This window comes from Acetobacterium sp., from assembly GCF_030652775.1.
Taxonomy (GTDB): Bacteria; Bacillota; Clostridia; order Eubacteriales; family Eubacteriaceae; genus Acetobacterium.
In genome coordinates, this window is sequence record NZ_JAUSPS010000079.1 from 18,875 (window position 1) to 39,606 (window position 20,732).

At 43.3% G+C, this 20,732-nt stretch carries 21 protein-coding genes and 2 tRNA genes; 2 read left to right on the plus strand and 21 right to left on the minus strand.

From position 1 onward, the window contains the following. Positions 1-63: 63 nt before the first annotated feature. The 14 genes from Q7J41_RS14640 to Q7J41_RS14705 all read right to left on the minus strand — a co-directional run bounded on the left by Q7J41_RS14640 (position 64) and on the right by Q7J41_RS14705 (position 15,998). Entirely contained in the window at positions 64-2,277 is a 2,214-nt protein-coding gene (locus tag Q7J41_RS14640; protein WP_304889179.1) for an ATP-dependent RecD-like DNA helicase, read from the minus strand. 104 nt (positions 2,278-2,381) lie between these two features. Next, entirely contained in the window at positions 2,382-4,133 is a 1,752-nt protein-coding gene (locus Q7J41_RS14645; protein WP_304889180.1) for an NADH-dependent [FeFe] hydrogenase, group A6, read from the minus strand. A gap of 20 nt (positions 4,134-4,153) precedes the next feature. Next, positions 4,154-5,953, minus strand: coding sequence for an NADH-quinone oxidoreductase subunit NuoF (nuoF, locus tag Q7J41_RS14650; RefSeq protein WP_304889181.1), 1,800 nt, complete (start codon positions 5,951-5,953; stop codon positions 4,154-4,156). Between the two features lie 19 nt (positions 5,954-5,972). Continuing rightward, complete coding sequence (locus Q7J41_RS14655; RefSeq protein ID WP_304889182.1) at positions 5,973-6,371, minus strand: ferredoxin; 399 nt, start codon at positions 6,369-6,371, stop codon at positions 5,973-5,975. Further along, positions 6,334-6,921 carry an ATP-binding protein gene (locus Q7J41_RS14660; protein WP_304889183.1) on the minus strand — a complete coding sequence of 196 codons (588 nt, stop codon included), beginning with the start codon at positions 6,919-6,921 and terminating at the stop codon, positions 6,334-6,336. Before Q7J41_RS14660 ends, Q7J41_RS14655 begins: the two co-directional genes overlap by 38 nt. A 9-nt stretch (positions 6,922-6,930) precedes the next feature. Next, on the minus strand, positions 6,931-7,401 hold the full coding sequence (locus Q7J41_RS14665; RefSeq protein ID WP_304889184.1) for an NAD(P)H-dependent oxidoreductase subunit E: 471 nt from the start codon (positions 7,399-7,401) through the stop codon (positions 6,931-6,933). 387 nt (positions 7,402-7,788) lie between these two features. Then, positions 7,789-8,517 (minus strand): PHP domain-containing protein, encoded by a 729-nt coding sequence (locus Q7J41_RS14670; protein ID WP_304889185.1) that lies wholly within the window; start codon positions 8,515-8,517, stop codon positions 7,789-7,791. Position 8,518: 1 nt separating this feature from the next. Beyond that, on the minus strand, positions 8,519-8,851 hold the full coding sequence (locus Q7J41_RS14675) for an AraC family transcriptional regulator (protein WP_304889186.1): 333 nt from the start codon (positions 8,849-8,851) through the stop codon (positions 8,519-8,521). Positions 8,852-8,965: 114 nt separating this feature from the next. Next, positions 8,966-10,309, minus strand: coding sequence for a [Fe-Fe] hydrogenase large subunit C-terminal domain-containing protein (locus Q7J41_RS14680; protein WP_304889187.1), 1,344 nt, complete (start codon positions 10,307-10,309; stop codon positions 8,966-8,968). A gap of 19 nt (positions 10,310-10,328) precedes the next feature. Then, positions 10,329-10,745: an ATP-binding protein gene (locus tag Q7J41_RS14685; protein ID WP_304889188.1), complete on the minus strand. Its 417-nt coding sequence runs from the start codon at positions 10,743-10,745 to the stop codon at positions 10,329-10,331. After that, positions 10,742-11,092, minus strand: coding sequence for a hypothetical protein (locus Q7J41_RS14690; protein WP_304889189.1), 351 nt, complete (start codon positions 11,090-11,092; stop codon positions 10,742-10,744). The genes Q7J41_RS14685 and Q7J41_RS14690 overlap by 4 nt, the downstream gene beginning before the upstream one ends. 101 nt (positions 11,093-11,193) lie before the next feature. Further along, entirely contained in the window at positions 11,194-13,503 is a 2,310-nt protein-coding gene (locus tag Q7J41_RS14695) for an ATP-binding protein (protein WP_304889190.1), read from the minus strand. Further along, positions 13,500-14,618: a DNA repair exonuclease gene (locus Q7J41_RS14700; RefSeq protein ID WP_304889191.1), complete on the minus strand. Its 1,119-nt coding sequence runs from the start codon at positions 14,616-14,618 to the stop codon at positions 13,500-13,502. The genes Q7J41_RS14695 and Q7J41_RS14700 overlap by 4 nt, the downstream gene beginning before the upstream one ends. A gap of 210 nt (positions 14,619-14,828) precedes the next feature. Continuing rightward, positions 14,829-15,998, minus strand: coding sequence for an SAM-dependent methyltransferase (locus Q7J41_RS14705; RefSeq protein WP_304889192.1), 1,170 nt, complete (start codon positions 15,996-15,998; stop codon positions 14,829-14,831). 256 nt (positions 15,999-16,254) lie between these two features. Here Q7J41_RS14705 and Q7J41_RS14710 point away from each other — a divergent pair, with 256 nt between their 5' ends. Beyond that, complete coding sequence (locus tag Q7J41_RS14710; RefSeq protein WP_304889193.1) at positions 16,255-17,013, plus strand: ZIP family metal transporter; 759 nt, start codon at positions 16,255-16,257, stop codon at positions 17,011-17,013. A 184-nt stretch (positions 17,014-17,197) separates the two neighbouring features. Here the strand turns inward: Q7J41_RS14710 and Q7J41_RS14715 are convergent, their stop codons facing one another. The 5 genes from Q7J41_RS14715 to Q7J41_RS14735 all read right to left on the minus strand — a co-directional run bounded on the left by Q7J41_RS14715 (position 17,198) and on the right by Q7J41_RS14735 (position 18,603). Further along, positions 17,198-17,359 carry a hypothetical protein gene (locus Q7J41_RS14715; protein ID WP_304889194.1) on the minus strand — a complete coding sequence of 54 codons (162 nt, stop codon included), beginning with the start codon at positions 17,357-17,359 and terminating at the stop codon, positions 17,198-17,200. A 223-nt stretch (positions 17,360-17,582) separates the two neighbouring features. Continuing rightward, positions 17,583-17,813 carry a type II toxin-antitoxin system MqsA family antitoxin gene (locus Q7J41_RS14720; protein ID WP_304889195.1) on the minus strand — a complete coding sequence of 77 codons (231 nt, stop codon included), beginning with the start codon at positions 17,811-17,813 and terminating at the stop codon, positions 17,583-17,585. Then, positions 17,810-18,127, minus strand: coding sequence for a DUF4258 domain-containing protein (locus Q7J41_RS14725; RefSeq protein WP_304889196.1), 318 nt, complete (start codon positions 18,125-18,127; stop codon positions 17,810-17,812). Before Q7J41_RS14725 ends, Q7J41_RS14720 begins: the two co-directional genes overlap by 4 nt. 307 nt (positions 18,128-18,434) lie before the next feature. Further along, positions 18,435-18,511 (minus strand) — tRNA-Lys (locus Q7J41_RS14730). A 5-nt stretch (positions 18,512-18,516) separates the two neighbouring features. After that, positions 18,517-18,603 (minus strand) — tRNA-Leu (locus Q7J41_RS14735). Between the two features lie 349 nt (positions 18,604-18,952). Here Q7J41_RS14735 and Q7J41_RS14740 point away from each other — a divergent pair. Then, complete coding sequence (locus Q7J41_RS14740) at positions 18,953-19,201, plus strand: hypothetical protein (protein WP_070370029.1); 249 nt, start codon at positions 18,953-18,955, stop codon at positions 19,199-19,201. Between the two features lie 82 nt (positions 19,202-19,283). Here the strand turns inward: Q7J41_RS14740 and Q7J41_RS14745 are convergent, their stop codons facing one another. Both Q7J41_RS14745 and Q7J41_RS14750 read right to left on the minus strand, forming a co-directional pair. Further along, positions 19,284-19,811 carry a shikimate kinase gene (locus Q7J41_RS14745; RefSeq protein WP_304889197.1) on the minus strand — a complete coding sequence of 176 codons (528 nt, stop codon included), beginning with the start codon at positions 19,809-19,811 and terminating at the stop codon, positions 19,284-19,286. Further along, positions 19,801-20,670, minus strand: a complete 870-nt coding sequence (locus tag Q7J41_RS14750) for a shikimate dehydrogenase (RefSeq protein ID WP_304889198.1) — start codon at positions 20,668-20,670, stop codon at positions 19,801-19,803. Before Q7J41_RS14750 ends, Q7J41_RS14745 begins: the two co-directional genes overlap by 11 nt. Positions 20,671-20,732 lie beyond the last annotated feature (62 nt).

Consider the following 20,732-nt stretch of genomic DNA (forward strand, 5'->3'; position numbering starts at 1 on the left):
GGGGACATTTCGCCTATCATCCCGACGGGCTGACAGGTGTAACATCCCCATGTCACGCCCTGCTTATAGCATTGGGTGGTTGATGTAGGCGATGATGCGGTTGCGCAGGGCGGTTTGACGGTTTTGGGATTCGGTGGACTTGATCATTTGGCGGAAGACGTACTGGTTGCCCATCAGGATCAGGAGTCTTTTTGCCCGGGTGACGGCGGTATACAGCAGTTTCCGGTTGAGAAAGAGCGGTGGGCCGCCGACGATCGGCATGACGACCACGGGAAACTCACTGCCCTGGCTTTTGTGGACGGTCATGGCATAGGCGTGGGTGATTTCGTCCATCTGGTCAAAGTCGTAAGTCACCCGCTTGCCGTCGTTAAAGAGAATCGCAAAAGATTTATCGCGGCTGCTGATCTTTTCGAGGATGCCGATATCACCGTTGTAGATTCCTTCGCCCTGTTCTAGCGACAGGGTATCATCCCACTTGATCCGGTAATTGTTTTTGATCTGCATGACCTTGTCGCCCTCCCGGTAAATGACCATCCCAAATTCCCGCTGAGCATGGTCTTCCCGGGGCGGATTGAGGACAGCCTGGAGTTCCCGGTTGAGGTTGATGACTCCGACCTTGCCGTTTTTCATCGGGGAGATCACCTGGATGTCATGGATACTGTCAAACCCTTTTGCGATCGGCAGTCGATTGGTAACCAGTTCCAGGATATCTCGCAGCAGCTTGTCACCGTCGTTTTTATTGAGGAATAAAAAATCCGAGTCGTTGTTGATATCCGGGATCCGACCGTGGTTGATTTCATAAGCATTGACGGAAATCATACTTTCTTCTGATTGGCGGTAGATCCGATCGAGACTGAGCACCTTAATGGCACCGCTTTCGATGATGTCTTTTAAGACATTTCCCGGGCCGACGGAGGGTAGCTGGTCGGCATCCCCCACCATAATCAGCCGGGTGCCGGGCTGGAGAGCCATCAGCAGACTGTCCATCAGCAGGATATCAATCATCGAGGATTCATCGACGATGATGGCGTCAACATCCAGGGGGTTGGTTTCGTCCTTGCTGAAGCTGGGAAAGTCATCGTCCTGGCTGTATTCATATTCCAGCAGACGATGGATGGTTTTGGCTTCATTGCCGGTGGTTTCGGTGATGCGCTTGGCCGCCCGGCCGGTGGGAGCTGCCAGGACGGTTTTCAGACCGAGATCTGTAAAAATTCGAACGATGCCGTTGATAATCGTGGTTTTACCGGTTCCCGGTCCGCCGGTGATGATAATAACCCCATTGTCCATTGCCGCTGCGATGGCTTCACGCTGTTTATTATCCAGGGTGATTGCAACATCCCGTTCGTAGTCTTTGACCTTGGCGTCGATGTTGATGTCGGCAATTTTATAGGTCATCTGGCTGATTCTGGCCATCGCCAGGGCGGCATTATCTTCAGCTTCGTAGAGATTTCGGGGATAGTATACCCGCTGGTCGGCCACGTCTTCGCAGATGATCCGTCCCATTAAAACCAGTTCGCCCAATTGGGCGGTGATCTCGTCCTCGGCTACCCCTAAAATCCGCGAGCTGGTCTGGATCAGCTCGGCTTCGGTCATATAGGTATTGCCGCGATTATAGCATTCTCCCAGTGAATAGTTGATCCCGGCCAGAATCCGACCGGGACTGTTCTCTTCAAAGCCCAGGTGGTTGGCAATCTGGTCGGCGATTTTAAAACCGATGCCGCGGATATCGTCAATCATCTGATATGGGTTATTAAGCAACACCGAAATCGTGTCGAATTTATAGGTCTTGTAGAGCTTCATTGCCCAGTTGGCAGAGATACCATAGTCCTGGATCTGGATCATGATCTGCCGGACTTCCCGCTGTTCGTGATAGACTTCTTTGATGCCATCGAGGGTTTTCTTGCCGATGCCTTTGATTTCGGATAAGCGCTCGGGATTATTATCCAGGATATCCAGGGTTTCTTCACCAAAACGGGCAACGATGGCTTTGGCAGTTTTTTCACCGATACCGGGCAGAATACCGGATGACAGATAGCGGATAATGCCCTCGCTGGAGGTGGGGATTTCCATGGCATAGGTTTCCATAGTGAACTGATCGCCGTAGTTTTTATGTTCGGTCCAGTAGCCGCTGAGTTTTAAGTATTCCCCGTGATTCAGTTCGTCGAAATTGCCAACCACGGTGACCAGATCGCCGTCGATATCAAAATGAGCGACGGTGTAGCCGTTGCTTGTGTTTCTAAAGACGATGTGCTCCACCGTTCCCTTAATGCTTTCCATGTTTTGCTCCTGTTATTGTAGAATTATGCCTTATTATAACACAAAAAAAGACCCATTATTGGGTCTTTTTTGTTTATACTATTATCTCTTATTAAACTTAGCGATTAAACCAATTTTGGTTTTTTGCTGTAAGTTGTGTGTAATAAGTGATGCGATTTATGACCATTCGGTTCTCCCAAATATTCATCATAAATACGGATAACCGCTGGACTTTGGTGTGATTTACGATATTTTGTGATTTTTGCATCTGACACATAAAGAGCTTTAGCTCTTTCAGCGCGGATATCAACATCCATTTTGTCTTTTGCCGACACAATGGATTGGCCACCACCGTTAACACAGCCGCCTGGGCATCCCATTAATTCAATGAAATGGGTATCAGCTAATTCGCCAGCTTTTAATTGTTTCATAACTTTATCAATGTTGCTTCCGCCACTGGCAACTACTAATTTAACTGCCAGATCAGGGGTTACATCAACAGTTGCTGTTTTGATTCCTTGAACACCACGAACCATTTCGTAGTCAATTTCCTGAATATCTTTTTTGTTTAAGATATCAGCTAGTGTTCTTACTGCAGCTTCCATTACACCACCGGTAGCACCAAAAATAACGGCTGCTCCAGTGTATTCACCATAGTAATCGTCAAAATCTTCTTTAGGAAGTTTATCAAACATAATTCTGGCTTCTTTAATCATCCGAGCTAATTCACGAGTTGTGATGGAAATATCAACATCAGGAATTCCATCGACTTTTAATTCTTCTCGTTTAAGTTCGTATTTTTTTGCTGTACATGGCATAACTGAAACAACTACCATGTCTTTAGGATCAATGCCATTTGTTTCGGCATAATGGCTTTTTAGTAATGCACCAGTAATCTGCTGTGGTGATTTACAGCTTGACAAATGAGGTAAAAATTCTGGGTAGTAGGTTTCGATGTATGTAATCCAACCTGGTGAACATGATGTGATCATTGGTAGAACACCGCCGTTGGTAACACGACCAAGAAGCTCTGTTCCTTCTTCCATAATGGTAACATCGGCACCGAAGCCGGTATCAAATACTTTATCAAATCCAAGTCGTCTCAGGGCTGCCGCCATTTGATCGGTAACAGGAGTTCCCATTGGGTATCCAAATTCTTCGCCCAGTGATGCTCGAACTGCAGGTGCTGTTTCGACGATAACAGTTTTTGTTGGATCGGCAATTGCATCCCAAACTTCCTGAATGCTTGATTTTTCTTTTAAAGCCCCAACAGGACAGTTGACGATACATTGTCCGCATCGGATGCATCCAACATCTGCTAAAGATTTTCCAAAGACAGGCTGAACCTGAGATGTAAAGCCTCGGCCAACAGTTCCCAGAACAGAAACATTTTGGACATTTCCACAAACAGAAACACACCGTTTACAAAGAATACATTTGCTTTCATCTCTGACAATTGAGTCTGATTTATCATCAACTAATTTTCCTGATTTTTCGCCTTCGAAGGGAACTTCGGAAACACCCAAATCAGTTGCTAATGTTTGTAATTCACAGTTTTCACTACGAACACAGGTTGTACATTCGCGATTATGGTTTGAGAGGATCAGTTCAAGATTCACACGTCTTGCTCTTCTGGCTGATGGAGAGTTTGTCAGTACTTCGATGCCATTGGCAACTGGGTAAACACAAGCTGCCTGTAAGGCTCTAGCTCCGGCAATCTCAACAACACACATCCGACAGGCACCAATCTCGTTAACATCTTTGAGGTAACAGAGGGTGGGAATATCGATGTTGTTCATTCTGGCAGCTTCTAAAATGGTTGTTCCTTCTGGAACAGTCATTTCCTGACCGTTTATTTTAAATGTTACTTCTTTCATTATTCTAATGACCTCCTAAATTAACCCTTGGAAATGGAGCCAAATGGACAGGCTTCAATACAGGCACCACATTTAATACATTTTTCGGCATCAAGAATGTATGGTTTTTTCTTTTCACCAGTAATTGCGTCTGCAGGACATTTTTTAGCACAGATTCCGCAACCTTTACAGGTATCGGGATCGATTGTGAAGTCTAACAGATGTTTACATACGCCGGCTGGACATTTTTTATCATTGATATGTGCTTCATATTCATCTCTGAAATAACGAATGGTTGAAAGAACAGGGTTAGGAGCTGTTTGTCCCAATCCACAAAGAGCTGAAGCTTTGATACCGACTGCCAGTTCTTCTAATCGTTCGATATCGCCTTCAATCCCTTTACCGTCACAGATTCGTTCCAGAATTTCTAACATTCTTTTGGTTCCAATACGGCAAGGAGGACACTTACCACAGGATTCGTCCTGGGTAAAGTCAAGGAAGAAACGGGCAACGTCAACCATACAGTTGTCTTCATCCATGACGATGAGTCCACCAGAACCCATCATTGAGCCGATGGCAATCAGGTTGTCATAATCAATTTTTGTATCTAATAAAGAAGCAGGGATACATCCGCCTGATGGTCCACCGGTTTGAGCTGCTTTGAAAGCTTTACCGTTGGGAATACCACCACCGATTTCAAATACGATTTCTCTCAGGGTTGTGCCCATTGGGATTTCTAATAGACCGGTGTTATTGATTTTTCCACCCAGTGCGAATACTTTTGTTCCTTTAGATTTTTCGGTTCCTACTGCTGCAAACCATTCGGCGCCTTTTAAGATAATGGCAGGAATATTTGCATAGGTTTCTACGTTATTTAAAACGGTTGGTTTTCCAAATAAACCTTTGTTGGCTGGGAATGGCGGACGTGGACGCGGTTCACCACGTTTACCTTCGATAGAGTTCATTAATGCTGTTTCTTCACCACATACGAAAGCTCCAGCACCTAAACGAATTTCAAGGTCAAAGGAGAAATCAGTATCAAAGATGTTTTCGCCTAATAAACCATATTCTTTTGCCTGGTCAATCGCAATTTGGAGACGGTTAACAGCGATTGGGTACTCAGCCCGAACATATACATAACCTTTAGAAGCGCCAACTGCAAAACCAGCAATCGCCATCGCTTCGATTAAGGCATGGGGATCGCCTTCTAAGACCGATCGATCCATGAATGCGCCGGGGTCACCCTCATCAGCGTTACAGGCGACGTATTTGATACCATCTTCTGATACTGCATCATGGGCAAACTGCCATTTAAGACCAGTTGGGAAACCTCCGCCCCCACGACCACGAAGACCGGAAGCTTTAACTTCATTAATAACGTCAACTGGGGTCATGGTTAACAGTACTTTTTCAAGTGCCATGTAACCATCAAAGCCAATGTATTCATCAATGTTTTCGGGATTAATAACGCCACAATTTGCTAATGCAATACGTTTTTGTTTTTTGAAGAATCCTAATTCATTAATTGACAGTGGGTGATGTCCATCACCTTTTTCGGTGTAAATCAGTCGATCTAATGGACGACCTTTGACAAGGTGTTCTTCGACCATTTCGGGGATATCTGCTGCTTCAACGCGGCTGTAGAATGTACCTTCTGGGTAAATAATAACAACTGGTCCCAGTTCACACAAACCAAAACAACCGGTTGCAACAACTTCAACTTCATCAAGTATATCGTGTTTTACGAGTTCTTTTTTTAATTCTTTTACTAATATCATGGATCCTGAGGACGTACATCCTGTACCACCACAAATCAGTATCTGCGAACGTTTATATGCCATCTGCTCTTCTCCTCCTCAATTAACCCTTAACCGTTGGATCAATGACTTTACCATCAACCACAGTCATGGTATATTCACTGACCACTTTGCCTTGAGCCAAGTGTTCATCTACAACTCGTGCAACCTTTTCGGCTGTCATGTGTACATAGGTTACTTTTTCATTGTTGGCATCGTAAACTTCTACAATTGGTTCCAATCGACATGATCCGATACATCCAGTTTGAGCAACAGTAACGTCGACTAAACCTTTTGCATCCACTTCTTCCATCAATTTAACCATTACTGGTCGGGCGCCGGCAGCGATACCACATGTTGCCATTCCTACTACAACACGGTAACCATTTTTGCCGTGTCGTAAATTGATTTCGTTTAATTTTTTATCACGAATCGCTTTTAGTTCTGCTAAGGACTTTGCCATAAATTTTTTCCTCCATAATTTCTTCAAGACCCTCCGAAACGAATTCCCGAATCCAATTAAGAATTTCCGGTTCGTTTAAAGATTCAACTTCCAGGGTCTCTTTAATTTCTCGTGTATTAAAAACAAATAATCGGTTATTACAGTCGTGTTGGTAGTTAAGATCTGTCTCTCCAAAAGACATTACCATGGTGAGGATCGTATCGGCCATATTCCCCAGGGGGGCACGATCGATATGATCTCGCATGAAGTTTCCAACCACCTTTGTTCCGACACCGGGAGTTGAGCTTATCTCAAAATATCCGCCGCATGCTTCCGCTGCTGCTTTGAATAGCGATAAACCCAGACCAACTTTACGGGTTGTTCGGGTCGTCACAAATGGATCGGTGATATTATGAAGCCTATCGGCCGGTATTCCGCACCCGTCATCTTCGATAATGATGGTGAGTTCATTGTTTGCCAAGGATTCAACAATCACTAATTTAACAAGCTTTGCCTGTGCTCTGATGGAATTCTGAGTAATATCTAATATATGAAGGGACAATTCTTTCATAACTGTTGACTAGTATTTTTCTAGGATTCCTGGAATTTCATCTACGGTCAAACGCCCAAATACTTCTTCGTTAATCATCATTACTGGAGCTAAACCACAAGCGCCAACACATCGTGTTGCATCAACTGACCATTTTCCATCTTCAGTTGTATCGCCAAGCTGTGTTCCCAGAAAGCTGTTAACTTTGTCAATAATTGGTTGGGCGCCTCTAACATAACAAGCGGTTCCCAAACAGATCCCAATTTTGAATTTTCCTTTTGGTTTAAGTGTAAATTGTGAATAAAATGTTGCCACACCGTAGACTTCAGTTAAGGGAATCCCTAACTCGTCTGCAATGGTTCCTTGTAGTTCAAGAGGTAAATAGCCGTACTTAAGCTGTGTTTCCTGCAGAATCTGCATTAAACAACCTGGTACTTCTCTGTGCTCAGCGACTATTGCCTTTACTACGTCCAAATTTTCAACTGGTATTAATTCAGCCAATTTTCAAACCTCCTAATTAAATCATGCAAACCTTTACGCTTTTGATTGCATATTTTCTAACGAAGTCATTATAACATATAACGTTACATTTCGTTATATTTATAACAGATAAATTTTTTACTCTATTTACCCCGAATTTTAATGAAAACCTTTAACTTTGTCGATTTTAGAGGTAAAATTTCTACTCATTTATTTTTTTTGGAAATTAAGTGTAATAATTTTACGCAAAAAAAGTAGGTATTTAGAAAAATACCTATAAAGTTCACGGCTAACTACCGTACCGACCAATTGTTAATCTGTTGTTCGCTGCGGGTTCGGACAGGCTTCGCCGTGTTCGCCCCGATGCGTACAACATGATGTAACAATTGTCGGTACTACTTATTCAATTTAACCCAGATAATGAATCAGCGTTTGCCGCCTCATATCCGGGAGTTCCAGAAAAAATTCTCGCTCGGCCATGTCTTCTAACTGATGGGCGTCGGAGCCATGGATAAACTGATAGTCTTTAAAGAAGCGGAAGTTTTTTTTGACGTTTTCGAAGGTCTCTTTTTTTGAAACTTCACAGGTTTTTACATCCAATTCCAGGGGGATAAAACCCAGCGATGAAATGAGACTATAAGATTTTCGGTCGATATGGGCAGGAACCAGAATCCCGCCGAGATCGGTGACGATTTTAAAGAGTTGATCAACGCCGATGTCGGTGGCTGAAATCAGGAGCTTATCGACTTCGCCGATGATCTGATCATTTTCATCCATAATCGTCTGAGGCCCGAATAATGCTTTTTCATTCATCACATCGGGCAGATGCTGATAAATGATCTGATCCAGTTCCATAGCGGCTTCCAGGGTTGGCAGATAAGCCAGAATGTGGGCTTCTTCTTTGGTAGTCACTTCGATCCCAGGGAGAATACAAAGACCTTTTTCCGTTTCTTTGGCCATTTCTTTGGCTACTGCCATAACTGCGGGTAAATTTTTGGCGGTATTATGATCGGTTACGGCAATAAAATCCAGTTCTTTGATGAGAGCCATATTCACAATGTTATTGGGGGTCATCTCTTCTTCACCACAAGGAGATAAGAGGGAGTGAATATGCAGATCTATGGCTACTTTATCCATTTTAGATGCCGGCGTTTCCTAAAATTTTACAGACTTCATAGGCGTTAAGACCGGTCGTGATAATCGGGATATCTTCGATGATGGCCCGTTCCAGGGTGCTTTCTTCCACTTCGGCACCTTCGGGAATAATGACACAGGTCATTTCCAGGAGCGTTGCCACGGCGATGATATTAACATGGGTCTGGATGGTCGCCCAGGCGCAGCCATTGCCAGCATTGGCCATAACCCAGCTTAATAAGTCGCCGACGTAGCCACTTTGAATCACCCCTTCGATTCCAACCTGGGGATTGAGACACTTGAATTCCTTGTTTTCTAATAATTCACTAACCTTCATTCCTATTCTCCTTTGGTTTGTTATCATTAATCAGTTGTTGCGGGCGAGAGTCTGACCCCGTGGTCATCACTGATCGCCCCTACGAACAGAAAATATAGAGATATTTCTTATTTTTTATTCTCTTTTGATCAGGGGTTTTTCGGTAGGGTGTTCCACTTGCAAGAGTTCATTGGTTAAGACGGAGAGGTCTCTAACCCGGTCTTTTAAGATGAAAACACAATCGATTTCTTTGGCTTTTCCAGCGACAATATCTTCGGCCAGCGCCCGACAACCAGGCGAGCCGCAGGAACCACAGTCCAGACCGGGAAGTTTATCTTCCAGTATTTCAATTTGCCGCATCTTTTCAATCGCTTTATTAATATCCTGATCCAGGGGTTCGGGACTCCTGGGTAGAATCCGCTCTTTGATGTGCATCATCCCGGAATTATAAATACTTTTGACGTATTCATCTGGCATGTGCACAATCGAGGTCTGTTTCATTGTTTTGGTTCGATCCTGGATGTACATTTTGGCCACATAATTATTTTCGACGGTCAGACAGCCACCGACGCAGCCACCGATACAGGCCAGCCCTTCGAAAAACTCGATCGTATCAAGTTTGCCACATTCGATTTCTTCCAGAACGTTGATGACATTTTGAATGCCATCAACATGGAGTACGTTTTTGTTTTTCAGGTAGTCACTTTCTCCGCCGGACAAGGCCCAGGTACAGGATTCGGGGGTGGTATTATGAATCCCTTCCTGGATCGGACAGGTGCTGATCTGACTGGAAATATCGCTGTAAATGTCTTTGATGGCAATGGCGCCATCAATCTGGTCGTACTTGTCATACTCGCTGGAAGACGGGTTATTAACCATGGTGGCTTTTGCTGCGCAGGGGGTGATGAAAAAAACCCCGACATCGCCGTTTTTATAGTTCCCCTCTTCTCGGATCCGTTTTCTGACCAGTCTGGCCGTCATCGCCATCGGCGATTTTAAGCGGCAGATATTATCGGTAAGCTCGGGAAAGCGCACCTGAATCAGCTTGACCACCGCTGGACAGGCTGATGAAATCAGCGGGCGTGGATAACGTTTGGCGTGATACTCGTATTTTAGCGCCTGGCCAACAACCTCGGCGCCATAGGCCACTTCCACGACCTCATCAAAGCCCAGGGCTTTGACTGCCGAGAGAATCTGATCGATGGAATACTTAGGTTTGAACTGGCCAATAATGGCCGGAGCCACCATCGCAACGGTATATTTAAAGTTATCCTTTTTTGACAGCGGATCTGTTTTTGCCAGCTTGGCGTGATGCGGACAGATCCGAATACACTCGCCGCAGTCAATGCATTTGGACTCATTGATAATCGCCTTCCCACCACGAACCCGGATGGCTCCGGTGGGACAGCTTCTGAGACAGGTGGTACAGCCCAGACATTTTTCCTCATCAAGGTATACAGAATGAAGTAAATTTTCCATATGTCCCCCTTCTTCCTGTTTATACTAAAAATTTCATGACAATTTTTGTACCCTCTCCAACTTTTGATGAGATTTGAAAATTGTCAGCGTTGTTCTTCATATTAGGCAAGCCCATTCCGGCACCAAAACCCATTTGCCGGACTTCATCACCGGCGGTCGACCAGCCGGCGGTCATCGCCAGATCGATATTGGCAATCCCCGGCCCGGAGTCTTCAATGGTCAGAACCAGTTCTTCTTCGCCCACTTCCAGTAGGATTTTTCCGCCCGATGAATGGATGGCTAAATTCATTTCACCTTCATAACCAGCAATTGACACCTTCCGGATCACCTTATTGGAAACCCCTAATTGCTGGAGCGTTCGTTTGATTTTTCTTGAGGCTTCACCGGCGGTGTCAAAATCGCCACGTTTAACATCAAAGATGAGTTCGTAACTCATCTAAGGTGAGCTCCTTTAAGACCATTTTTATAGAGAATGCCGCAGCATTCAAATAAAATGTACTTGGTCGACATAACCAGAAGATTGCGTTCTTTGGCCATGTCGATCATTTCCTGACTTGGCATTTTATTTCTGACAAAGATAACACTGTTCATATTTGCCATATCGGCAGTGTTCAGCACTTGTTTGTTGACCAGACCGGTGAGCAGAATGGCATCTTCTTTGGCAAAACACAGGACATCACTCATGAGATCACAGCCAAACCCAGACTGAACATCTTCTTCAAGATGGCTCTCTCCGGATAAAACAACCGCTTCGAGAAGGTCTCTAACTCGTTTTAATTTCATCGAACACGCTCCTTATTTATACTTGCTACTATTATTGTAAAGGATTTCTTGCCCTATTAGCAAGGTCTTTGGTCATTATTTTTAAATTATTTACGCAGTTTTTATAGACTTATTTTATGATAAGGGGCTCCCGAGGCTTTTAACAGGTTTTCTTCATCACCGTCACAAGTAAAAAGGATGACCTGACGTTTGCTGCTGAGTTCCGAGAGCAGTTTAAGCGCCTGGGTTTTTCGCTGCTTATCATACCGCGCAAAGGGTTCGTCCAAAATAAAGGGCATCTCCTGACTGATGCATTCTCCGATTCCAAAACGGAAGGCAAAATGAACCTGATCCATGGTACCGGCACTTAATTGTTCGGCATCTTTAAAATCACCGCCACTGGGATCCACCACCTTAAGTTTCATGGCTTCATCAATTTTTACCCCTTTATAATGCTGCGTGATGGTCTCCAGAATTTTTCCGATATTTTTGTTCAGCTCCGGTGCTGACTCCAGATGGCTGTCGATCTGAATGCCTTCCAGCACTTCCAGGGCGGCATTACAGGCTTTGATTTCGGTATCAAAGGCCTGAATCTGAGCATCCAGCGATTTTATGGTCTCCTGAATTTCCACCGGCAGACCGATACCATCGGTGAGGGCACTGTTTTCCCCTTCCAGCCGGGCGATTTCTTTTCCCAGCATTAACAGCTCTTCGGATTTTGGTGAGGCTTTCTGCCAAACTGACTGTCCATCATCTGTTTTTCCGCCATTGACGGTTTCCAGAAGATTCTCCAACAGCCGCAGGTTCCCGTTGAAACGGATTTTCAGTTCTTCCAGCTGCTGGCCTTTTTCGCACCGTTCTTCATAATCGGCGATGTTTTTGACATCATATCCGGCCAGTTTTTTCTCGAGCTCGCGCATAATTCCGCGGCGCTGTTCGAACAGCACTTCATACCCGGCCTGATGACGGGAATGCTGAACAATAACTAATTCGCATTCGTTTTGCATCTGTTCCAGTTCTTTCTGATTTCTGACGGCTTTTTTGTAGAAGCTATCAAAACTGGGACCATCCTTTACGTTATACTTGGCCAGGATCTCTTCCTGAATTGGGATTAATTGTTTTTCTCTTAAAATTCTCCGCTTTTTAAGGGTTGCCGAGATGCCGAAGCTCAAACCGACGACACCCACAATGGCCAGGGTCACGCCGACCGTTAATGACAGGTTCTCAATTCCCTGACTGCTACCCATCAGACCCATATTGGCCAGTCCGACCAGTCCCATCCCCAGCAACGTTACCAGCGTCGCAATGATATTAATGATAATATTAGATTTCGTATCGACTGCTGCCACTTCAGTTTGATCTTTTTTGAAGTTTTCGTAATCTTCGGCAATATTTTCTAACACATGTCCCGCCAGTGAACTGCGTTTGGAGTCTTCTTTCTGGCGGATGGCTTTTAAATGTTCCGTGGCGTCGGCCATTTCCTTTTCGATGTAGTCCATCTGATCGCTGAGCCGTCCGATCTGATTCGAAGTCGCTTTTAAGCCTTCCAGGTTCTTGTAGTTATAGCCTTCAAAGATCTGGTCTTCTCTGATTATTTTTGACAGGCGATTGTTTTCTTTTTCCAGTTTGTTTATTTTTTCATAGGATTGTAGCAATTCTTTTTTTCGCTTGACGACGGATTCCTGACTCAGATAGTCATTTTCAGTTTCGATGCGTTTCATTTTCTTTTGATTTTGGGTGATCTTTTCCTGGTTTTCGGCCACCTTAGCATAGGCCGCCTCGGCTTCTTTTAACAGTTCCTGGAGTTCATCCCGCTCTCGGATGGCCGTGCCGATTCTCGACTTGCTCTGACCGGAACGACCGATATTGTTCTTTTTTTCTTCCAGTCGTCTGGCAATACCCTTGAAATTAATCTCGATGCCGCTGGAATTCTGCATTTCGATATAGGAATCGCGGACTTCATCCTGGCTGCCGGACTCGTTATCAAAGGCGGTCTGGCGCATATTGACGGTGTTATTGTAAATAACCGAGGTCATCCCCTGGTTTCCCAGGGGCAGATGCTGACGAACGACCCCATCATATTTGAATTGATCGTTGATTATTTTCCCGGTGGTGTTATCGTAAATGAACAACGAATCTTTGGCTCTTAGAAAATTCCGTTCCAGCCGGATTTCCCGGCCGTCGATCTCATAAACCAACGAACCACTGTAGTCAAATTGACTCCACGGCATATATTTTTCGTATTCTTCACTGTAGGTTTTCTTTTTTCGATAGGGTTTGTAAAACCCGAAAAACATCCCTTGAATAAAGGTCTGAACCGTTGTTTTACCAGCTTCATTTCGGCCGTAAATCAGATTAAGACCCGGTTTCAGTTCAATCGTCTGGTCTTTAAATTTTCCAAAAGCTTTGATTGTTAAGGTTTTAATGATCATTTTAAAACCCCCTCGCTGATCATTGCTTCGATGCTGTAAATGATCGCTTTCTTCCGGACTTCCGGTTCTGCTATTTTTTCCAGTTCGCTCAGAATCTGACCGATGGGATTGTTTTGATTCTCGCGAATCAGCAGTTCCAGATCGATATCCGGTTCCAGTTTAGCCATGTCTGTCTCGATATAATAAAAAGATTCCTCCAGATCATCGTTGATCCAATCCATTTGAATTTCCGGATTAATATAGCCGGTAAAACGAATGCGATAGTAATTCTGCTGGCGGTTTGTTTCGGTATCGCAGCTGATCGCTTTTTTGATGATATCATGATACGCATCTTCCGGAGTAATCTGAATTTCGATGGTTTCATATTTTCTTGACTCGATCGGATTAAACCCACTGCTGGTCATAAAGGTCTGGTTTTCATAATCGATTTTGACCTGCGAAATTAAAAATCCCCGTTCGCCCGTTTCGCCAAAATTAAGGGGCACCGGTGATCCGCAATAAGCGGCACCCCCGGGGGTCAGTCCGGGTTTGTGGATGTGTCCCAGGGCAATAAAATCAAACCCTTTCTTTTCGATCAATCTTAAATCAATGGGCAGATAGAGACTTTGATTCGTCACTTCGCCGTGAACCATTAAGATGTTATAGCGGGTGTCGTCCAGCTTGATGCTGTTAAAGGAGCGCTCCGGAAAAGCCCGGTACTCGTTTTTTACCCAGGACATGCCAAAAATTTCGGTATTGAGTTCTTTGATATAAACGGATCGGAACACATCTTCTTTAAAGATGTAGACATTGCTGGACCACTCAACTTTTTTGTAGGGCGAGCTGTCGCCATGATAATCGTGGTTTCCGGTAATGATGACCACCCAGGTTTTATCGAGACTGGCCAATCCTTCGGCCGCTCTTTTAATATCCATGGTGAGTACATTGACGCTATCAAACAAATCTCCGGCAATGAGCAAAAGCGGAACTTCTTCTTCTTTGACGTATGCGATCATCTCATCAAAGGCTTTCCATAATTCTTTTCTTTTATTTTTGCCGTAATAGTTTCCTTGCTGCAAAAAGGTAAAGGGGCGACCTAAATGAAAATCACCTGTATGTATAAAGGTTGTCAGCATCCACTTTGCCTCCTGATCTATAAATTTTTTCTTAATTATCTGGTTTTTTGATCATTATCGTACCGAACCGGTTAATAAGTGGTTGTTTGCTCCGAAGCGAACAACAAGATGTAACACTTGTCGGTACTGCGTTAGTTTATAATAATTGTAAGATTTCTTTCTGTCTTCTAACTGATTTTTTATTATATCATCTTTTGACCGATGTTACATTTAATTTTTATTAGAATTGATGAGTTTATCTGTTTCAAGGAGCTGAAAGAGGGTAGGCTTTAAGGAAAATGCCTGCATCGTGGTTTTTACTTCGGCTAGCGCCTGGGCTTTTCTTTTTTCTGTTGATGGGGTCTTTTTGGCACGGATCAGGATGTTTTTGGGGGTGTGGGCAAGATCGACGAATTCCAGGAGCTGAACCTTATAGCCACAGGCTTCAAGGAGACCGCTGCGGATGGCGTCGGTGATCAGGGCGGCGGTTCGTTCTTTGATGATGCCATATTTTGTCAGCAAACTCAGTTCTGCGGTTTCCATCTGGGCGTTTAGCTCGTGCTGACAGCAGGGCACCGAAAAAATCAGCTTGGCATTCCATTTAATGGCATTGTACAGGGCAAAATCGGTGGCGGTATCACAAGCATGAAGGGTGATGATCATATCTACCGGAAAGCTGGTTTGATAGGCATCGATATTCCCCAATTCAAAAGTCAGATTATCGTAGCCGTATTTTTGGGCACTGGCATTGCATTGGTCAATGACATCGCTTTTTAAATCCAGTCCTACCATCCGAACCTTGATGTTTTTTATTTCAGTCAGGTAATAATATAGAATAAAGGTTAGATAAGACTTGCCGCAACCAAAGTCGATGACATTAAGCTCGGCTTCGGGGGCAAGATTTTTTATTTCGTCGTCGATGATTTCCACAAAGCGGTTGATCTGGCGGAATTTATCATACATCGTCTTCACCACCTTGCCTTCTTTGGTGAAGATTCCCATATCCACCAGTGGGGCGATAACGACGCCTTCCTGGAGGATGTAGTTTTTTTTGCGGTTGTGGGTGTTAGCTTTTGCGGGGGCTTCCTTGACCGCTTTTCTAGTCATTGAAGGCTTCCCTTTTTTGCTGATCTGAATGATATATTCGAATTGATCATCCCAGGCGTTATATTGCAAAAAATCATGTTTCAGTGATTGGTTGAGGAATTCGCTTAGCTGCCCGGTAGACAGATTCTCATTAAACACCTGGGTGGCGGTAAATTTTTCCAGATGGTAGGCTTCTTTTATGTGACTGATGACTATTTTTTTGTAGTCGCTTGTTTTTGATCTTGGTTTACTTAGGATGATTTTGTATATTTTTTGATTAAAACAGGCTTCAACTGTTGTTATTAAATCGTTCATTTGTGCACCTCGTGGTTTTTTATATGAATTATGAATATGGTAACATTCATTGGGATAAAATAAAAGGATTAGGTTTTTTTGATCGGATCTCCGTTTATTTTACTTGTTTCAGGAACCCTCATATGCTTCATTGACTTCTTCATTGACAACTCTGATTAATCGGTGTTAAACTCAATTAAACGACAACTGTTTACTGCAATTCTTTATCATCTTTTCCCTGATTCGCAAATAACAGTCAATAAGGAGGTTCTTTCCGATGGCTATGGCAGCGTTCTATGGCTTAGTAAGCGGCTCCACCCTCTTCATTGGGGCGCTTATTGGTATTTATCTCAACATTCCAACCCGTTTGCTGGGCGCAATTTTAGCCTTCAGCTCCGGGGTCATGATTTCTTCATTAACCTTCGATCTGATGGAAAACGCTTTTTTATCTGGGGGTTTTGCCTCGGTTTCGATTGGTTTCCTGAGCGGAACCCTGCTTTTTGTGCTGGGCGACTATTTAATCGATCGTGCCGATGCTTATTTTCGCCGTGACTCAGAACAAGCGCCTGACCCGCTCCGTCAAACCGGAACCCTCCGCCGCGACTCTGGTTCCACCGTCCTGCTTGGTTTTGTTTTAGACGGAATTCCGGAATCCCTGGCTATCGGAATTGGTTTAGCGGCTGAAGAAAGTATTGGTCTTTCAATGATGATTGCGGTTTTACTGAGCAATCTACCTGAAGGTATTTCTGGCACTATTGATATGAAAAACTCCGGCCGCTCTAATTTTTATATCCTATCGATCTGGGGCGTCACTATTTTCGCCGCAATACTTGCGGCAGCTGCCGGCTATGGGCTTTTAGGCGGAGCCTCGCCGCATGTCATCGCCATCAATCTGTCCATCGCCGCCGGGGCTATTTTAGCGATGCTATCAAATAAGGAGCTGCCAGAAGCGTTTGAAATAAGCGGACGTTTCACTGCGATTGTGACGGCGCTGGGTTTCTTTATCACTTTTTGTATTATCCATTTAGCTGATTAGTTAATAATCCACTACTAAAAAAGCGAATTACCTAACAATTATTTTAAATCAATTGGTATCACTACCTCGTTTGTATGTTCCTATTAGATCCAGGGTTAGGGTTTATAGCCGTTGCAAATGCAACGGCTATGATTTTTTTAATCTGTCCTACGACGAAAAAAAAACACCTTTCGGTGTTTTCTTTTTACTCGCTTTTTTTATCATCTGTATGAATATTCTTATTTTTGTAGTAAATACAGCCGGTTTCTTTATAGGGATTTTTTAATACATCCATGTCTGGACATTGTCCACAGATATTAAAACCACAGTTTAAATAAGAACACGCATTTTTCTCTGTTGATTCCATTTGCTCTGCTCCTCAAGTTTTTGACACCTTAGGGTGTCTTTAGATTTTTAGTTAATAATTTTAACTGCGTGTAATTATATCAGTTAAACAACCAATACTCAAGAGCCCACTACGCCTTAATTATTGCCAATGGTTAATTAAACCATCGATTAAGTAAACCACTCTTTCTGGAAATAGATTGAATCTGTTCGGCTATTGTGAGCACCTGGATGGTATTTCTTATTTATGCGATTTTGTCATACTCCATAATTGTCAATTCGCTTGCCAGAGCTTCAGCCTTATCCATCAGAACATCCAGCTTTTCAGCAACAGAAGTTGAAAATAAAATTTCTCCACATTGTTCACATTTGTGGCAAGGGACTTTTTTGATGATGATGATGCAGTTCTTCAGATCTGCAAAGTAAGTCGTGGTAGAAGCTTCCATATTTCCGTTTTTACAGCTTAAACACTTCATTTCAAGCACTCCTTTCTTGTTATCATATCCGATTCCCATTTATCTTTATCTGGATAATAGGCAGTTACAATTTTTGCGGATTCCCGGTTACTGGCAATTACAACATGGAGGGGAATGCCAGGCGAAATATAACCAAGTATTAAACAACTTGGTGTCGGATAATCATCTGGATAGTCTTCGACTATTTTACCAGTCATTACTGCAATTCGTATATGCTTTGGGCGTATATCGCGCTGCTTACACCGCTCAATCACATGTTGGGTTAAAAATACAACATCTTTTTCGTAGAACGCTTTTAAATCTTCTATTTTCATTTATATCTCCTACCTTACCTCACTTTGGATGAAAATAGCTTTGCCGAACACAAGCATTTCATTTTTATATAAAATTGGCTCTCTATATATGATAAGTTTATTATACGTCAAATTGAAATAATGTAAATCTTAAAATTTCATAACTTTGATATGCGATAGGTTTTGCAACCAATATATTGACTGAAAACTCATTTTTATAGTTACTAACGTACACTTAACCACCATAATGCACCATAAATAACTTGAATTTTAAAAATTGAGCAATAAAAAAACAGAGTCGCTAAACGGCTCTGTTATGCGCTATTGTTGGTGCTCCCTCAGAGACTCGAACTCTGGACACCCTGATTAAGAGTCAGGTGCTCTAGCCAACTGAGCTAAGGGAGCAATAGTGGTGCCGAAGGCGGGACTCGAACCCGCACGTGATCACTCACAACGGATTTTGAGTCCGTCACGTCTGCCAATTCCATCACTTCGGCGTAAAAAATAGTTTGTTAATTGTGGAAATTGTACTCCTAATACAATAGAGATAACTAAGCGATTCACTCCAAATCAAAGATTTGGGTTCTCTGCTTATGCCAATTCCATCACTTCGGCGTAAATTCCATTAGCGCCTCACAGGACACTGTCATAAATAATAACACAGCTTAAAAAGAATTTCAATCATTTTTTTTAATTTTAAATTATTTTCTAAAATTTAAAACACGACAAAATATTATCTTGTTTTTTTGAATTTATGGGGTACTATATGTTAATAACGGATTGGTTATTAACAAAGAATCTAATAGCCCTTCCGATAATCTTATTTCCAGAAAGCAAGGTGAAGTGATGAGCATGTTTGAAAACCATAAAACAATCGCCTATAAGGAATTCAGAGAATTCGTAAATGAGTCAGTTCTTGAGTTGATTAAAAAAACAAAAGATAAAAAATGTAATGGCTGTATTGATTTTGTTTTTGATGAAGAAACCTCCACGGGGCATTGTGAGGCACTGGAAACCACCTGGCCTGTTAAAAACCCCGATGCGGTCCAACGACTGACCGATTGCTATATTTGCGATCTGAAAGCCATGAAATAATAAATTGTAGCACCGATCCTCTGATCGGTGTATTTTTTTGTCCGGATTCCCCACTTTTTTTTGTTTTTTTATTATTTTGGGCTTATTTAAAACTGAAGGCTTCTCTAATTTTCTGACAGCACGCTTCGGCGGTCCAGGTTTCCGTGGAAATTTTAAAATCACAGATATCGTAATACTCCTGTCGTTCAGCTAATATTTGTCTGATCCGTTGTAGCGGATCTTCACACTTGAGCAAGGGCCTGGTATCATCATCTTTGACTCGTCCATAGATGGTTTCCGGCTGGGCTGACAAACTGACCACAAAAGCTTTCTCTGCCAATAATTTTCGATTCCTTTTAAATAGAATAATCCCACCGCCGGTAGATAGGACAATCTTTTCCATGGTCAACGCCTTTTTTAAGGCTTCATGTTCGGCATCCCGGAAGACGTCTTCCCCCAGTTGGGTAAAAATGTCCGCTACCTTCATACCCAGGTCGGCTTCGACCATAGCATCGGTGTCAATAAAATCATATTCCAGTTCCCGGGCCAGCAGCGGACCGATCGTGGATTTTCCGGTTGCCATAAAACCAATCAAGGCTATGCATTTTGTTTTATTTTTTTCACTTTTCATTTGTGTTCATTCCTTCCTCCAGTAATTTTTTCCCAACCGCCGGATCTGGAAAAATCCCGCTCCATAATTCAAAGGCCAGCAGTCCCTGATACAAGAGCATGTCCAAACCATTTTGGGTTTGGGCACCAATTTCGTTGGCATCTTTCATCATTTGCGTCACCGCCGGACTGTAGATCATATCATAAACCAACAACTCTTTTTTCATCAATTCTTTGGGCAGTGGTGATCCTGCGGTATCAGCCATCCCCAGGCTGGTTCCATTGACTACCACCATTGCCTCAGCCACAGCTTTTTTCAAAGCATCGGGTGTCATACCGCTGGCCTGCGCTTTCCCTGGCCAGCTTTCGTTAATCTGGTTTGCCAGTTCTTCAGCTTTTTCGGCGGTGCGATTGGCAATAATAACTTTTTTGATTCCCCAATCAGCCAAAGCCATCGCCACCGATTTAACCGCGCCGCCGCACCCTAATATCAGAATGGTTAATGCCTCTTTGGGGATTTTTGCAATTTTCGATTCAATTGATTTAATAAAGCCAAACCCGTCGGTATTATAGCCGACCATTTCGCCATCATGACAAACCACCGTATTAACCGCCCCAATTTTTTCGGCCAGGGGATCCACCCGATCAAGGTATTTCATGATCTCTATTTTATGGGGTTTGGTGATGTTGAATCCGCCAAAATTCATCAGTCTGAATCCCTCAACCAGTTTTTCCAAATCCTCAGATTTAACTGCAATCGGCAGGTAAAGAGCATCCACACCGATTTCTTTAAATAAGCCATTGTGTAATTGGGGGGATAAGCTTTGAGCTATGGGGTCGCCGATGACGGCATATATCTTCGTATCAACTGAAATTCTCATTCGCACACTCCTTAAAATTTTATCGCTTTATCTGCATTGTAACACAGGTTTGATAGCTGGTA

Excerpts from the sequence above, each read along its gene's own strand:
- Q7J41_RS14695 (WP_304889190.1), bottom strand. The coding sequence starts at position 13,503 with ATGATCATTAAAACCTTAACAATCAAAGCTTTTGGAAAATTTAAAGAC.
- Q7J41_RS14645 (WP_304889180.1), bottom strand. The coding sequence starts at position 4,133 with ATGAAAGAAGTAACATTTAAAATAAACGGTCAGGAAATGACTGTTCCA.
- nuoF (WP_304889181.1), bottom strand. The coding sequence starts at position 5,953 with ATGGCATATAAACGTTCGCAGATACTGATTTGTGGTGGTACAGGATGT.
- Q7J41_RS14680 (WP_304889187.1), bottom strand. The coding sequence starts at position 10,309 with ATGGAAAATTTACTTCATTCTGTATACCTTGATGAGGAAAAATGTCTG.
- Q7J41_RS14690 (WP_304889189.1), bottom strand. The coding sequence starts at position 11,092 with ATGAAATTAAAACGAGTTAGAGACCTTCTCGAAGCGGTTGTTTTATCC.
- Q7J41_RS14640 (WP_304889179.1), bottom strand. The coding sequence starts at position 2,277 with ATGGAAAGCATTAAGGGAACGGTGGAGCACATCGTCTTTAGAAACACA.
- Q7J41_RS14685 (WP_304889188.1), bottom strand. The coding sequence starts at position 10,745 with ATGAGTTACGAACTCATCTTTGATGTTAAACGTGGCGATTTTGACACC.
- Q7J41_RS14670 (WP_304889185.1), bottom strand. The coding sequence starts at position 8,517 with ATGGATAAAGTAGCCATAGATCTGCATATTCACTCCCTCTTATCTCCT.
- Q7J41_RS14675 (WP_304889186.1), bottom strand. The coding sequence starts at position 8,851 with ATGAAGGTTAGTGAATTATTAGAAAACAAGGAATTCAAGTGTCTCAAT.
- Q7J41_RS14740 (WP_070370029.1), top strand. The coding sequence starts at position 18,953 with ATGAGCATGTTTGAAAACCATAAAACAATCGCCTATAAGGAATTCAGA.
- Q7J41_RS14725 (WP_304889196.1), bottom strand. The coding sequence starts at position 18,127 with ATGAAAATAGAAGATTTAAAAGCGTTCTACGAAAAAGATGTTGTATTT.
- Q7J41_RS14700 (WP_304889191.1), bottom strand. The coding sequence starts at position 14,618 with ATGCTGACAACCTTTATACATACAGGTGATTTTCATTTAGGTCGCCCC.
- Q7J41_RS14710 (WP_304889193.1), top strand. The coding sequence starts at position 16,255 with ATGGCTATGGCAGCGTTCTATGGCTTAGTAAGCGGCTCCACCCTCTTC.
- Q7J41_RS14660 (WP_304889183.1), bottom strand. The coding sequence starts at position 6,921 with ATGAAAGAATTGTCCCTTCATATATTAGATATTACTCAGAATTCCATC.
- Q7J41_RS14720 (WP_304889195.1), bottom strand. The coding sequence starts at position 17,813 with ATGAAGTGTTTAAGCTGTAAAAACGGAAATATGGAAGCTTCTACCACG.
- Q7J41_RS14705 (WP_304889192.1), bottom strand. The coding sequence starts at position 15,998 with ATGAACGATTTAATAACAACAGTTGAAGCCTGTTTTAATCAAAAAATA.
- Q7J41_RS14750 (WP_304889198.1), bottom strand. The coding sequence starts at position 20,670 with ATGAGAATTTCAGTTGATACGAAGATATATGCCGTCATCGGCGACCCC.
- Q7J41_RS14655 (WP_304889182.1), bottom strand. The coding sequence starts at position 6,371 with ATGGCAAAGTCCTTAGCAGAACTAAAAGCGATTCGTGATAAAAAATTA.
- Q7J41_RS14745 (WP_304889197.1), bottom strand. The coding sequence starts at position 19,811 with ATGAAAAGTGAAAAAAATAAAACAAAATGCATAGCCTTGATTGGTTTT.
- Q7J41_RS14715 (WP_304889194.1), bottom strand. The coding sequence starts at position 17,359 with ATGGAATCAACAGAGAAAAATGCGTGTTCTTATTTAAACTGTGGTTTT.